Source organism: Polyangiaceae bacterium (genome assembly GCA_020633235.1).
Classification (GTDB): domain Bacteria; phylum Myxococcota_A; class Polyangia; order Polyangiales; family Polyangiaceae; genus JACKEA01.
The window spans coordinates 1,996,085-2,010,559 of sequence record JACKEA010000001.1 but is presented as its reverse complement, the minus strand read 5'-3'; the positions used below and the strand labels follow the sequence as shown (position 1 = coordinate 2,010,559).

At 67.5% G+C, this 14,475-nt stretch carries 12 protein-coding genes; 2 read left to right on the top strand and 10 right to left on the bottom strand.

Annotated features, from left to right (window positions below; all coding sequences use genetic code 11):
- Nucleotides 1–196: 196 nt before the first annotated feature.
- The 3 genes from H6717_08885 to mtnA all read right to left on the bottom strand — a co-directional run bounded on the left by H6717_08885 (nt 197) and on the right by mtnA (nt 2,958).
- A complete protein-coding gene (locus H6717_08885; GenBank protein MCB9577128.1) occupies nt 197–766 on the bottom strand; it encodes a TerB family tellurite resistance protein in 570 nt (189 codons plus the stop codon).
- A gap of 70 nt (nt 767–836) precedes the next feature.
- Nucleotides 837–1,835, bottom strand: coding sequence for a lipoyl synthase (gene lipA, locus H6717_08880; GenBank protein ID MCB9577127.1), 999 nt, complete (start codon nt 1,833–1,835; stop codon nt 837–839).
- 52 nt (nt 1,836–1,887) lie between these two features.
- On the bottom strand, nt 1,888–2,958 hold the full coding sequence (gene mtnA, locus H6717_08875) for an S-methyl-5-thioribose-1-phosphate isomerase (GenBank protein ID MCB9577126.1): 1,071 nt from the start codon (nt 2,956–2,958) through the stop codon (nt 1,888–1,890).
- Nucleotides 2,959–3,081: 123 nt separating this feature from the next.
- Here mtnA and H6717_08870 point away from each other — a divergent pair, with 123 nt between their 5' ends.
- Nucleotides 3,082–4,575 carry a PQQ-binding-like beta-propeller repeat protein gene (locus H6717_08870; protein MCB9577125.1) on the top strand — a complete coding sequence of 498 codons (1,494 nt, stop codon included), beginning with the start codon at nt 3,082–3,084 and terminating at the stop codon, nt 4,573–4,575.
- Here the strand turns inward: H6717_08870 and gatB are convergent.
- Nucleotides 4,563–5,999 carry an Asp-tRNA(Asn)/Glu-tRNA(Gln) amidotransferase subunit GatB gene (gatB, locus tag H6717_08865; GenBank protein ID MCB9577124.1) on the bottom strand — a complete coding sequence of 479 codons (1,437 nt, stop codon included), beginning with the start codon at nt 5,997–5,999 and terminating at the stop codon, nt 4,563–4,565. The genes H6717_08870 and gatB overlap by 13 nt on opposite strands.
- A 243-nt stretch (nt 6,000–6,242) precedes the next feature.
- On the opposite strand from gatB, the gene H6717_08860 reads away from it, so the two are divergent.
- The gene (locus H6717_08860; GenBank protein MCB9577123.1) at nt 6,243–6,779 is read left to right on the top strand and encodes a GNAT family N-acetyltransferase; all 537 of its coding nucleotides are present in this window, start codon (nt 6,243–6,245) and stop codon (nt 6,777–6,779) included.
- Between the two features lies 1 nt (nt 6,780).
- On the opposite strand, the gene H6717_08855 is transcribed toward H6717_08860, so the two are convergent.
- From H6717_08855 to H6717_08830, 6 genes are read right to left on the bottom strand one after another with little or no spacing between them, the layout of a single operon-like run.
- On the bottom strand, nt 6,781–8,577 hold the full coding sequence (locus tag H6717_08855) for a hypothetical protein (protein ID MCB9577122.1): 1,797 nt from the start codon (nt 8,575–8,577) through the stop codon (nt 6,781–6,783).
- 1 nt (nt 8,578) lies between these two features.
- Nucleotides 8,579–9,238: an NADH-quinone oxidoreductase subunit I gene (locus H6717_08850; protein MCB9577121.1), complete on the bottom strand. Its 660-nt coding sequence runs from the start codon at nt 9,236–9,238 to the stop codon at nt 8,579–8,581.
- 5 nt (nt 9,239–9,243) lie between these two features.
- On the bottom strand, nt 9,244–11,040 hold the full coding sequence (locus H6717_08845; GenBank protein MCB9577120.1) for an NADH-quinone oxidoreductase subunit H: 1,797 nt from the start codon (nt 11,038–11,040) through the stop codon (nt 9,244–9,246).
- 4 nt (nt 11,041–11,044) lie between these two features.
- Entirely contained in the window at nt 11,045–12,640 is a 1,596-nt protein-coding gene (locus H6717_08840; protein MCB9577119.1) for a (2Fe-2S)-binding protein, read from the bottom strand.
- Between the two features lie 6 nt (nt 12,641–12,646).
- Nucleotides 12,647–13,861 carry an NADH-quinone oxidoreductase subunit D gene (locus H6717_08835; protein ID MCB9577118.1) on the bottom strand — a complete coding sequence of 405 codons (1,215 nt, stop codon included), beginning with the start codon at nt 13,859–13,861 and terminating at the stop codon, nt 12,647–12,649.
- Nucleotides 13,861–14,475 carry an NADH-quinone oxidoreductase subunit C gene (locus tag H6717_08830; GenBank protein MCB9577117.1) on the bottom strand — a complete coding sequence of 205 codons (615 nt, stop codon included), beginning with the start codon at nt 14,473–14,475 and terminating at the stop codon, nt 13,861–13,863. Before H6717_08830 ends, H6717_08835 begins: the two co-directional genes overlap by 1 nt.

Genomic DNA, 14,475 nt, shown 5'->3' with positions numbered 1-14,475 from the left:
TGATTTCGTGGGCACGCGGCACGGGGCGGCGCGCGTTGGAGCCTAGTGTCCTGCTCCGGAAGTTCCAAGCCACTTCTCGGATTCGGCTGCTGCTCCCGGAGAGCGCCACAGCAGTAGCTGAATGCACGCCAACGCGTAACCCCGAAGAGTCGATTTTCGCGCTCGCTCGCCGATGACACGGCGCGGCGCGCAGCGCTCACTCGGACAGTGCGGTGACCGCTTCTTCCAGCGCTCGCTCGAGCGAGTCGGTATCGAGACCGAACTCATGCGTGAGCTTGTCGAGCACTTCTCGTTCCACGTCGCTCACGCCGCCCGACACGTGGGCTAGGAGTGCCGCCACGCGGAGCACTTCCTGCGCATGCTCGGGCTTGGTGACGGTCTTGGCCACCATCGCAATGCGCTTGTCGATGCCGTCTTCGTCGACTTGGTCTGCCAAGTCGGCGAGGAGGGCGCTCACCTGCCCCTCCGCAACAATCCCCTCACAGGCCGCGAGCACCACGTGCTCGAAGGCTGCGCGCTCCGCGTCGTCGAAGTGACCGTCCGCCACCGCAACGACGTAGGCCGCTTCCACTACGGCTTCGAACAGCGCCGCGGCATCGGGATCGAAGCCCGTAGGCTGCGTCACGTCCTCGGTCGTCGGTCGCGAGCCGTACGAAGCAGCGGCAACCGTGAGAATCGAAGCCTTGGTACCGGCCTCGGCGTACGAGGGCGGCATGGATAGCTTGCTCGCTACCCGATCGAGCAAGCTTTGGTCGACATCCGTCATTCGCCAGCAGTCCTCCCGGGGGGTCGCAGGACCATAGCCGAAAGCCGCTAAGGCGTCAGCGCCGTGGGCCCTACGACCGGCGCACCAAGGAAGCGACGGGGACCACCCCCGAAGAGGCCGGAAACTCTGCGCTTTCTGCAGCCGCCACGCCGTTGCGCCCTGCGTCATCCGAACCGCCCCGGCGCACCCGCGCCGCGATGAAGCCCTCGGCGGCGTGGTAGCTCGATCGCACCAGCGGCCCGGAGGCCACGAAGGCAAAGCCCAGCTCCGGGCCCAACCGCTCCCACTCGGCGAACTCCGCCGGGTCTACCCAGCGGTCCACGGGAGCGTGCTTGTCCGTCGGCCGCAAATACTGACCTAGCGTCACCACGTCCACACCGGCGGAACGCAGATCCCGCAGCGTCTCGAGGATCTCGTCGTTGGTCTCTCCGATGCCCACCATGATGCTGCTCTTCACGAAGCGATCCGGGGCCTGCGCCTTCGCGCTCCGCAGCACCTCCAAGGAGCGATCGTAGCTACAGCGCTGATCTCGGATGCGAGGCGTGAGGCGACGGGTAACCTCGATGTTGTGGGCGAAGACGTCCGGCGCCGCCGCGACGATGGTAGCGATGTCCCTTTGTCGGCCACCGAAGTCTCCAACCAACGTCTCCACCAGCAGGTCCGGCTGATAGCGCTTCAGGCGGGTGACGGTCTCCGCGACGTGCGCCGCTCCACCGTCGAGCAAGTCGTCGCGGTCCACCATGGTGAGCACGACGTAGCGCAGTCCAAGTCCGGTGAGGGCGCGCGCCACGTGCTCGGGTTCCCGCGGATCCACGGCGCCACGAGGGTTGCCGGTGGTCACGGCACAGAAGCGACAGCCCCGCGTGCAAGTGTCTCCCAAGACCATGACCGTCGCGGTACCCTGAGACCAACACTCCCCCACGTTGGGGCAGCGCGCTTCTTCGCACACGGTGTAGAGGTCGAGACCACGGAGGGTGCGCTTGAGCTCGGTGTAGCGCTCGCCCCCCGGGGCGCGAACCTTGAGCCACGGGGGCTTCTTGTCCCGCCCCCGCTTCGCGTCGCTGGTCAGGTCGGTCACGGCTGGAACATAGGGAAATGTGAGCCGAAGCGCCAGCCGCCGCTCAGCCTGCCGAAGCCAGCCGCGACAGGGCTTGCGGACCCACGGGATCGACCGCCCCTCGCTCGGTGAAGATGGCCACGACGAGCCGAGCCGGCGTGACGTCGAAGGAAGGGTTCTCGACGCTCACGCCTTCCGGAACCATGCGCTGCTCGCCCACGTGAGTGACCTCCCGCGACGGGCGTTGCTCGATCACGATCGCTTCCCCCGAGGCGCAGTCCATGTCCACCGTGCTCCAGGGCGCAGCAACGTAGAACGGGCGCTCGTGGATGCGTGCCAAGCACGCCACGCCGTAGGTACCGATCTTGTTGGCGACGTCCCCGTTGGCGGCGATGCGGTCCGAGCCCACCACCGCGAGATCCACAGCGCCGCGCGCGAAGAACGAAGCGGCGCTGTTGTCCGTGATGACGCGCACGTCGATGCCGTCTCGCGCCAGCTCCCAAGCCGTAAGGCGAGCTCCCTGCAGGTACGGGCGTGTTTCGTCGGCCAGCACGCGCACGCGCTTGCCGGCGTCCACCGCGGCGCGGATCACGCCGAGCGCGGTGCCGTAGCCGCCCGTCGCCAACGCCCCCGCGTTGCAGTGCGTGAGCACCGTCGCGCCGTCCGGGACGCGCTCCGCTCCGATGGCGCCCATACGGCGATTGGCCTCGACGTCGTCGGCGTGGATGCTGCGAGCCAGCGCCGCGAGCTCCGCGACACGTTCGACGGCGTCGCGCTCTGCGATGGCGTCGGCCCGCGCGAGCATGCGGCGCACGGCCCACGCCAGGTTCACCGCGGTGGGACGCGCCGCTTCCAGCGTCTCGGCGGCAGCCGCCATGTCCCGCCGAAAATCCGAAGCGCGCCGCGCCGCGAGCACCATGCCGTAGGCCGCCGCGATACCGATGGCCGGCGCCCCGCGCACCACCATGTCGCGGATCGCCCGCGCCATCTGCTCCGCGTCTTCCACCCGCAAATACTCCTCCGTCTCCGGAAGCTTGCGCTGTTCGAGAAGCACGGCCGCGGAGTCGTCCGGCAGCAGCTCCGCCGCGGAGTAGCTGGTCTTCGACAAGGGCTCGGGATGGGGGACGCCTGCCATTTCCTCGGACCCTGCCCGAGCCGCACCGATGAAGGCAAGTGCTGAAGGAGCCATCAAGGTCCGCTGAAGCTCCGCCAAGGCCGACTGATTAGCCTCGGGTTTTACCGACCAAGGAGTTGACCCGTGATGAACCCTCAGATGGGGGCGGCGCCCCAAGGCATTCCGACGTTCGCTTGTCCCAGCTGCGGCTATGGCGTTCCGAACACCATGCCGGCGGGCATTCAGTTCCCTTGCCCCGGGTGCCAACAGGTGGTCACCTCGCCCGGGGGAGGCTGGAACGCGGGACAAGCCGCGCAGTATCAAGCCTGGGCCCTGGAGCACGGCAACACCGCCGCCGCCCTGGCGGATGCACAAGCGCCACAAGCGGAAGGCCGGCAAAACTTCTCGTCCACGTCGAACCAGATCACCATCGTCGACCCCGACGGTCGCCGGCTGATCATCGGCTACCACGTGGACCAGAGCCGGCAGTGGGCAGTGCGGGCTCAAGACGCCCGCACCGGGGCCTTGGCCTGGGAGAGCGAGCGGACGCTGCACCTCTCCTCCTGCCCGGATCGAGGGCACATGGGCGTGCGGGCCGGCCTCTTGCTGGTGGCGATCGGAGCTCAGCTCTTGGCCTTCGATTCCCGCAGCGGTCGCCGCGTTTGGACGACGAACCTGGGCGCGAATCCCGAGACTCGCGGCGACGTGGACCTGCCCGACGAGATGGACATCCGCGCCGTCGCCAGCGTGCTGGTGGTGCGCACCACGGAAGAGAACATCGTGGGCGTTGACGCCGCGTCGGGGCGCGTGCTGTGGCAACACGCGAGCGACGCCCGGCTGCGGCACGTCGGCGATCTCGCGGTGTTCCTCGGCTACAGCGACGGCATCGAGGTGCTCGAGCCGACGACGGGTCGCGTGATCGCGAGCCTTCGAGGCGACTTCGACGAGGCCACCACCTGGGGCCAGCTCATCGCACTGGAAATGGAGCACGACGACCAGGACGGGTTCGCCCTGGTGGACCCGACGACGGGTCAGGTCCAGCGCTTCGTCCCGGCGGGAGGCATCGACTTCGGCTGGGGCGGAGACTGCGCGGGCACCGTGGGCCGCTACCTGGTGGCCCAAGCGACGGACAAGGGCGTCGGCTATCTGCACGTGATCGATCCCGAGGCACCGCTGCCCAAGCCCGGCTTCTTCGCCAGCCTGCTGGGCAGCAAGAAGCCGTCCCACGTCGGGCGCAAGCTGCCCGGCCCGAACGTGGTGGTCCGCAAGCTCCGCACCACCAACGACGCCATCTGCGCGGAGGTGGCGGTGCTCGATGGGCCCACCCACGTGTGGATCATCGATCCGACGTCGCTTTCGGTACGACACGACAGCGGGCCGCTGGCCTTCGGCGAAACGTCTCCTCACCTCGCGGCGCGCGGGCCGTTCGCGGCCTACGTGGTGCCAACGGACCAGGACAAGCACGCCTTCGAGCTCCGCGTCGTCCTGACCCAAACGGGACAGCCCACCTTCACGCGGGCCATCGGTCGGTACAACGCCCTCTATTTCGACGACCAAGGCGTCGTGGTGCACTACGACACCAACATCTTGGTGCTGAATCCCAGCGATGGCGCCGTGCTCGCCAGCTACCCAGTCTGATTGATCAACCGCTCCAGGAGCTGACTCACGACTCGAGGGTCGGCCTTGCCCCCGGTCGCCTTCATCACCTGACCAACGAAGAACCCGAGCACCCCCTTCTTGCCGCCGCGGACTTGCTCGACCTGCGCGGGGTGCTCCGCGAGCACGCGCTCACAGATGGGCGCGAGATCCGCCTCGGACGACACCACCGTCAGACCCAGCTCGGCGACGACCTCGGCCGGCATCTTGCTGGTGCCCTCCACCGCGGCGTACACGTCCTTGGCCTGCTTGCCGCTGATCTTGCCGGCGGCGAGCAGGTCCAAGAGCTCCGACAGCTGCGCCGCGGACACGGGCAGCTCCGCTTCCAGACCATGGATCGCGGCCCCCCGGAGCACCTCCGTCGTGACCCAGTTGGCGACCCGCACCGCGTCGGCATGCCGCGACAGTACGTCCTCGAAGTAGCGGGTGAGCGCCGGATGCCCGGTCAGGGTAGCGGCGGCCTGCGCGCTGAGCCCCAGCTCCGTCTCGTAGCGGCCGCGGCGGGCGCGGGGCAGCTCGCCCAGGCGCGAGCGTGCCTGCTCCACGCTGTGCGGCGCCACCCGCAGCGGCGGCAAGTCGGGATCTGGGAAGTAGCGGTAGTCGTGAGCGTCTTCCTTGCTGCGCAGCGTGCGGGTGACGTTCTTGTCGGGGTCGTAGCTGCGCGTCTCCTGGTCCACCTTGCCTCCGGCGTCCAAGATCGCCGTCTGCCGCGCGATCTCGACTTCGATAGCCCGCGACAGGAACCGGAACGAGTTCAAATTCTTGAGCTCCGTGCGCGTGCCCAGCTGCGCTTGCCCCACCGGCCGCAGGGACACGTTGGCGTCGCAGCGGAAGCTACCCTCTTCCAGGTTTCCGTCGTTCACGCCCAAGAACGACAGCACGTCGCGCAGCGTCCGCATGTAGGCAGCCGCCTCCGCCGCCGACGACAGCTCCGGCGCGCCGACGATCTCGATCAGCGGAACGCCCGCGCGGTTCAGATCCACCAGTGAGTCCCCACCCACACCGTGCACGTTCTTGCCGGCGTCTTCCTCCATGTGCACGCGGATGATGCCGACGCGCTTCACGCCCTCGTCCACGTCGATCTCGAGATGGCCGTCGGTCGCCAGCGGCAGCTCGTACTGGCTGATCTGGTAACCTTTGGGAAGATCCGGGTAGAAGTAATTCTTGCGCGCGAACACGCTGCTTTCGTGCACCGTGCAGCCCAGAGCCAACGCGGCGAAAATCGCCATCTCCACCGCCCGGCCGTTGAGCACCGGTAGGGCCCCCGGAAGCCCCAGGCAGGTGGGGCACACGTGGCTGTTGGGAGCAGCGCCGAAGCCAGTGGAACACCCGCAAAACAGCTTCGTGCGGGTCAAGAGCTGAGCGTGGACCTCGAGGCCGATGACGGGCTCGTAGCGGGCGGGCATCGGCGGCATCGTACTCGCCTCCAGCAGCGATGCACGCCCGCACGAATCGGCGGCACGAGGCATGCCTTCGCGCACGATGATCGCGGCCGCCACCCCCTCCGCGCAGAGACTGCGCGTCCCGCCCCGGAGCACCCCCAAGCTTCCGCATGAACTCGGAAATCCTCGGGTTGGCGCGGAATCGGCATGTGGCCCGTGGCCTCGGGAGGGGAGGCCCACCTAGGATGTACCCAGACGAGGAGAACCATGCCTAACCGATACCCCCAAGAGGTGTCCCTGCGTGACGGACGGCGTGTGCTGATGCGCCCATTTGGGCCTGCGGACACGCAGGCACTGTGGGAGTTCTTTCAAAGGCTGCCGCCGTCCAACCGCCGCTTTGCTTGGGACCGGATCGACGACCGGGAGGTCGTCGAGAACTGGGGCCGTAACGTCGACTTCGGCCGAGCCTTTCCCCTTCTCGCCCTCGACGGCACGCGCGTGGTCGCGGACGCCACGCTGCATCGCCGCCATGGCGGACCGCTGCGCCTCACGGGGCGCATCAAGTGGCTGATCGATCCGGACTATCGCGGCGCCGGCCTCGGTACCACGTTCGTGAACCAGTTCATCAACATCGCCCGCGAGAACGGCCTGCGCCATCTCTCCTGCATGCTCATCAGCGATTTGGAGAAGGACAGCGTGGAGACGCTGACCGCCCTCGGGTTCAAGCCGCACGTCGTGCCGGGCTACGGCACCGACCCGGACGGCGGTCGCCACGACATGACGTACCTCGTCTTGGAGCTCTGACTCAGGGATCCAGCTCTGCGCAGATCGGCGGCTCACGCCACGCCGTGGGCCGCACGCTCGCCAGCCACTGGTCGAGCAGGGCGGCGCCACTGGGGTCGACCCAGATCCGCCAAAACACGAAACTGCCGGTACCGCGGCACACCGGCAAAACGATGGCGCTGAGACCGACGCTCGTCTGCTTCACCCGCCAGCTCCGGAGCACTCCTCGTCCCAGGGAGGGCAGCGAGATGTCCTGCCCTCCGATGTACTCGAGCTCGCCGGCGTCGCCGATGGCGTGCTTCATCGCGTCCGCCAAGCTGGCGTGGATCTGATCGATGGTGTCGCCCGCGGCCACGCGATCCGACAGCTCGATGCCCGCCAGCGCCGGCGAGCGACCATGCATGGAGAACATCGCGCTGGTGGCGCTGGGCATCTCGATCGAAGCGCCTGGCGGCACCCGCGCCATCAGGCCGAGCTTCGGGTTCACGTACACGCCAGCGCTCACGTAGGGCGGCGGCACCTTGGGCACGATCTTCTTCGGCGGGATCGTCACGGCGCCGAGGGGCGCAGTCGGCGTCTCTGGAGCGTGGGGCAGCGTCAAGAGCGCCGTCGTGGCGTCGCGCCCACCGAAGCCGCGAGTGAGCACCACCGTCTGCCCTTGGCGACGCACCACGTCCCCCGCAGGCATCACCGTCTCCGCCGTTTGCTTGCGCGTGCACGCCACGTAGCTCCGCAGCGCGACCTCGAACTCCTGCGCTTCTCGCTCGTCGTCCCAAGTGGTGGCCCACAAGAGCCCCGGGCCGGACGCGCTCTTCACGATGCTGAAGGCATCCCCTCCCCAGCCCGCCGCGGCGGTGGCCGCCTGGTTTTTGTCGACGCAACGCGACAGGATCACCCGCGTGGCGAGCTCGCCCACCCGCCCCGTGACCAATCGCTCGTAGCCCTCGGGAGCGGCCGGCGGATCCACGGCGACGGCGCCTTCGCCGGCGAGGTACTTCTCGGGATGGATCACCTGTTCGGTGGTGCTGGGCGGATGCGCGAACATGCGGTTTACCAGCTCGAAGCCGCCGGCGCGCCACAGATCTCCCACGAAGGTGAGCCCGCGCATGTACGGGAACATCAGGCGCTCGCGCATCATGGGCGGCGCGTTCTTCAGCATCTGATCCGCCTTGTTGGCGCGCAGGTAGCGCTCCAGCGCTTCGTCGCTGGCCGCCACGGCGGCGCGCGCCAGGGCGCGGCTGAGCGGCACGCGGTAGCGGTACGCCGCGTGCGCCAGCATCACCAGCATGGCGTCGCCCTCGAGCACCGCCATGCTCGCGAGCCGCGTATCGCTGTCCTTCGCCTCCGCCAACGGCGGCATGGGCAGGTTCTGCACCTGGAGCGAATGCGCGAGCTCGTGCGCGAGCACCAGGCGCGCTTCGTCGGGATCGTCCGCGTAGCTGTCCCCCCGCACGTGGATGCTGTTGTCCGTGCGGTCGTAGAAACCCACGACCTGCTCCCCGATCACGTCGTCGGCGCTGCTCCCTTGCCGCGCGCCGGGGGGCGGAAAGTCGAACGCCAGGGAGAAGCCGACGGTGTCCTCCGCCGTGGGCGGGATCGCGTCGCGCTGCGCCTTCAGCTCCAGTGCCCGCGCGAAGGACTTGGGATCGTCCACCGAAATGCGGGCGGGGCGCCGCTCCGACAGGCCGCGGATGGCGCTCACCTCTCGCTGCAGCTGCGCGACGTCTTGGGCGGGGTTCACCTCCGGCGCGCGAGCGCCACGCCGCCCGGTACAGGCGACGAGGACGACCGCCAGCAGCAGCCCCCCACGCCGGAACACGCTAGTGGCCCTGGTTGCGAGCGATTCCGGGATGCCCGGGCTCGCCGGGCTCCACCCGCGGGTTGGCCGTTTCCTGCGAGCCGTCCCGCCCGACGAAGCCCATCAAGATGTCCTTGTCGTAGATGAACTGATCCCGGGAGTCGTACGGGGTGGCGTGGATGCCGGTATCCATGCGGATGGCATCGCAGGGGCAGGCCTCCACGCAGAAGCCGCAGAACACGCAGCGGAGCTCGTCGATCACGAACTTCTTCGGGAAGCGCTCGTAGCCGCGGCGAGGATCCCCTTCCGGATACTCCCCCGCCTCGATGTGGATGCACTGCGCCGGGCACGCGGTGGAGCAGCACAGGCACGCGACACAGCGCGGCGAGCCGTCTGCGCGATGCGTGAGGCGGTGCAACCCGCGGAAGCGCTGGGGATAGGGTCGCCGCTGCTCCGGGTAGTAGATGCAGTTGATGCCATCTTGTACGCCGTCGAGCACCGGATCGCCGGCCTGACCGAACGCCATCTCCTTCGTGTTCTTGAAGAAGTGCTTCATGGTCAGGCCGAGGCCCTTGGTGATCTCCGGGATGTACGACTGTACTCCGGCGTTGCGCACCGGGCGCCGTACCGGACTGCCGGTCACCTTCTTCGGGCCGAGGGGAACGTTTACGATCTCTGCCATCTGAATCAGGCTCCCATCCGAGCGCGCTGAGTGCCACCCAGAGAGGCGGCGAAGCGCTGTGCACTGGTGATGACGAGGCGCCGCTTCTGAGCGGGTTCGAGCAAGAAACGCACGAACCAGACGACCAGGACCAGGCCCACGGCAGCCAGGAAGATCTGCGAGACGTCCTCGGCGATGCGGAGGCCTTCCTGCACGCTGGCGCTGGCGGAGCCGATGCCCAGGATCAGAAGGCCGGTGGCCAAGATGTTGACCAGCGAGGCCGGAAGCAGCTTGCGCCAGCCGAGTCGCATCAGCTGGTCGTAGCGGAATCGCGGCAGGGTCCAGCGGATGGTGATCGAGAGCCAGCACAGCGCCGCCGTCTTGGCGATGAAACCGAAGAAGCCGAGCAGCACCACCGAAAGGTGCGACAGCTGCTCGTGGACCAGCACGGTGTCTCCCACGGCGATGCGCAGTCCGTCACGGTCGATGAAGGGCAAGTCCCAACCGCCCAGGAAGATGGCGCTCATCAGCGCCGCGCCGGCGACGACCGCCACGTACTCCGAGAAGAAGAACATGGCGAACTTCATCCCGGAATACTCCGTGAAGTAGCCCGCGACGATCTCGCTCTCCCCTTCCGGCAAATCGAAGGGCGTACGCTTGGACTCCGCTACCTGCGCAGCGAAGAACAGGAAGAAGGCGAACGGCTGAACGAAGATCCCCCAGGTGTGCTCCGCTTGCCAGCGCACCATGTCGTCGATGCGCAGCGTGCCGTACACCATGATGGCGCCGATGAGCGTGAGGCCCAGGGTGACCTCGTAAGAGACCATCTGGCTGGCGGCGCGCAGACCTCCGAGGAGGCTGAACTTGTTGTCGCTGGCCCAGCCCGCGAGGGCCGCGCCAACGATGCCGGTGCCGGCCAAGGCGAAGAAGAACAGGATGCCCACGTTCAGATCCAGCGCCTGCAGCGTGACGGCGCCCTCGGTGCACACGCCCTCGCGAGGCACCACCTTGGCGAGCTGGGTGAGGTCGATGTGACCGTTCTTCATGCCGAAGCACAGCGTGTCGCCGAAGGGCACCACTGCCAGCACCACCAGCACCGGGAAGAAGGAGATGAAGGGCGCCAAGCTATGCAGGAAGCGGTCCGCGTTCTTGGGGACGAAGTCTTCCTTGAACATGGTCTTGAGGCCGTCCGCTGCGGGGTGCAGCAAGCCGGCCAGGCGCAGGCCGATGCGCTCGTCCGTCATGCTGCCCGCGGCGTACACGGCGCCGAAGACGATGGCGAAAGCGAGCACCGCGGGACCGCCACCGTAGGCGAACTCCCGAAGCGAGTGGCCGACCGCCGTGCCGCGGAACGTCGCGGCGATGAGCAGCGTGGCCAGGTGCACCACGATCCCCGCGTAGAAGAAGCGCCGCGGATCACCGATGGACGCGAAGAAGCGATCCAGCTGCAGGATCAGCTGGGGCGCGGAGCGATTGATGCCGCGCGCAGCCACGCGACCCGCGATGAACAGGCCCGTGAGCCAGGTCGCGAAGATCGCCAACTGACTGAACCACAAGGCCTGGGTGGTGCGCTCGACACCCTCGGCTTTGGTGGTGGCCACGTAGGCGATGATGCCGGCGGCGACCAGCAGCGCCGGCCCGGCCGCCAAGGCTTGGGCCACCCGCTGGGGCAACCACACGACGGCGCGGTTCGGTCCCACGCGGTCCGCGATCACGGCGCCTTGCCGGCGGTCCACCCAGGTGAGCACCACCGCCAAGTTCATGCCGAACATGACGACGAAAACGGCTTTGACGATGAAGATGCCGACGACTGCGAGGCTCATCAGATCAGGCTCCGGTTTCTGCGCTCGCGAGGGCGGCACCGGCTTCGGGTTTCATGGCGTGGCGAAGGTCCCCGAGCTTCTTCCAGTGGGTGGCATGACCCAAGGCCGCGCCGAGCGCCGCGGCCAGCTTCCAAGCGGGCCGGCTATCCCCCTGGGGCGAGATGGCGCGCTCGCTCTCCTGGGCCATGCCCTTCGCGTTCACGAAGGTACCGTCGGACTCCGCCCAGCTCGAGGCGGGCAACACCACCGTCGCGTGCTCCGACATCGGGCCCTCGTTGGTGGCAAGGGCGATGAGCACCTTGGCCTTGCCCAGGAGCGCCGCCTTGTCGGGATCCGGTACGTCGGAGCCCAGGGCGATCACGTGGGTGATGCGCCCCTCCTCCAAGGACTTGGCGAGCACCGGGAACGACAGCGGCGGCGACGAGGTGCACAGCGCGGTGACACCGGCGGTGTTCGGATTCTTGTCACGGTGGCGCAGGACGTCGTCCCCTTCCCCCGTGGGTCGACCGCTGATGAACAGGTGCCCGGTACCGATGAAGTCTCGCGCCAGCTTGAGCAGCGCGTAGTTGTCCTCGTTGGAGTGCTGCGCCGAGAGCACCACGCCGACACTGTCCGCCGGAACTCCGCTCAAGAGCTTGGCGGCCTTCTCCACGGCCTTCGCCAGCTCGGTCTTCTTGCCCTTCACGCGCGCCTCGAGCACGCGGCTTTCTTCGATGCGCCGGTAATCCAGCATGCCCTCGTCACACATCCAGTACTGGTTCACGTCCAGGTTCTGGCGCGGACGGTAGCGGTACACCTTCTGGTTGCGCGGGTCGTAGTCCGTGAAGGAGTTGCAGCCGGTGGCGCAGCCCACACACACGCTGGGTACGGAGCGGAGAAACCAGACGCGAGCCTTGAAGCGGAAGTCCGTGGCCGTGAGCGCGCCCACGGGGCAGACGTATTCCGTCATCAAAGTGTACGGGTGATCGAGCTTTCGACCCTGGGCCAGCACGATCTCCGACAGGTTGCCGCGCTCCCGCTTCTCGAGCACCGGATCCTTGGCGACCTCTTCGCAGAAGCGCACGCAGCGGGTGCACACGATGCAGCGTTCGGCGTCGTAAACGATGGTGGGACCGAACACCACGCCCTTGGGCTTGTGCAGGATCTCCTCCCGCATGCGCTTCTTCTTGGCTTGATGCTCCAGCCAGTAGTCTTGCAGGCGGCATTCCCCCGCCTGGTCGCAGATGGGACAGTCCACCGGGTGGTTCAAGAGCAAGAGCTCCTGCACCGCGCTCCGGGCGTGCTCCGCGTGCTCGCTGGACTGGCTCAGCACCTCCATGCCCTCGGCCACCGTCTGTTGGCACGCTGGGACCAGCTTCGGCTTCTGCGCGTCGACGTAGTCCTGCTTGTCTTCGTCCCACTCGAGGACGTTGAGCATCATGGGCTTCCGGCCCGGTGGCGGCTTGAGCTCCACCAGGCACATGCGGCAGTTCGCCGCCACGGACAGCCCGGGATGCCAGCAGTAGTGCGGGATGTCGATCCCCGCGCGGTGAGCGGCCCGGATGATGGTGTCGCCCTTTTCGAAGGGGATCTCGCGGTCGTCGATTTTGAAAGTTGCCATGCTAGCTCACCGGTCGCACTCGCCGCCGATCATGTTCAGGGACCCGAAGCAGGGCACCACGTCGGCCACCATTTGGCCGGTCACGATGCGCTCGAGCCCACCCGTTATGTAGAAGCACGGCGGGCGGATGCGCACGCGGTATGGCGTCCCGCTGCCGTCGCTCACGATGTAGAAGCCGAGCTCCCCGTTGCCGCCCTCGGTGTAGCCGTACACCTCGCCAGCGGGGATCTTCAGGCCCTCCATCACGATCTTGAAGTGCTGAATGGTGCCCTCGATCGTGGTGTACACGTCGTCCTTCGGCGGCAGCACCACGCGGGGGTCGTCCACGTTGATGGGCCCGTCGTCCGCCATGCGCTCGAGGCACTGGTCGATGATGCGCGTGCTCTGCTTCATTTCCTCGAAGCGCACGATGAAGCGATCGAGGCAATCGCCCTTTTCGCCGACTGGCACCTCGAAATCCATCTCGCCGTACTTCATGTAGGGCGAGGCTTTGCGCACGTCGTAGGCCACGCCAGAGCCCCGCAGCGTGGGCCCGGTCCAGCCCAAGCTCACGGCGTCCTTGGCGCTCATGATGCCGACGTTCTCCAGCCGGTCGAGGAAGATGCGGTTGCCGTAGAGCAGCCGCTCGACTTCGTCCACGACCTCCATGACCTGCGGCACCACGGCCCGCACGATGTCCTTGAAGCCGTCCGTGGGTGGGAAAGCCATGCCGCCGACGCGGCCGAAGCTGTGGGTGAGGCGCGCGCCGCACTCCTCCTCGAACACGTCCCAGATCATGTCGCGCGCCTTCATCATCCACAGGAAGGGCGTGAAGGCTCCGAGCTCCATCACCATGGCGCCGGTGCACGTGAGATGGTCGGCGATACGCGCCAGCTCTCCGAGGATCATGCGGTAGTACTGCCCGCGGTCCGGCACGGTGATGCCCAAGGCCTTCTCGCACGCCAGCGAGAAGGCCACGTTGTTGAGCATCGGCGAGACGTAGTTGCAGCGATCCACGTAGGGGTACACCTGAGTCCAGGTGCCGCGCTCGCACATCTTCTCGAAACCGCGGTGCAGGTAGCCCACCTGCACGTCGCAACGCATGATGTTCTCGCCGGACAGCTCCATCACGCAGCGCACGGTGCCGTGCATCGCCGGGTGCGAAGGCCCGACGTTGATCAGCATGGGCTCGGCCGTGAGCTCGATCTCGGATTCGTCGAGGTCCAGATCCAGAGGCTCCATCAGCTCATCCGCTCCTTGTCGGTGGCGACCAGGACGTCGTCTTCTTCCCCCACCACGTCGAAGCTCTGGCGCCCGAAGGGCATGCCCTCGTCAGGGCCGAAGGGCGGGAGCTTCTGGATGTTGTCCACCTCGCGGAAGGGCACCAGCGGCTGGATCTTGTTGGCTGGGTAGTCCTTGCGCAGGGGGTGCCCCGAAAACTCCGGATACAGCAGGATTCGTCGCAGATCCGGGTGGTTCTTGAAGCGCACGCCGAACATGTCGAAGGCTTCGCGCTCCGCCCAGTTGGCCGAGCCCCACAGCTCCGTGAGGCTGTCGATCTCGGCGTCGTCGCCCTCTTCGCTGCCGACGCGAGACTTGATCCGCAAGCGGTGCCCCTTGGACAGCGACAGCAGGTGGGCGACCACCTCGAAGCGCGGCTCCCGATCGGGGTAGTCCACGCAGGTGAGGTCCACGAGCATTTCCATGGACGCGCGGGGGTCGTCCCTCAAGAAGCGCGCGACCTCCAGCCAGTGCTCCGGAGCGATCACGACGGTTTCGTCACCGCGCAGAGCGTGGGTCTCGAGCACGGCGTGTGAATGGTGCTTCCGCAGAAGCTCGACGAGTGCCTTGGCCAT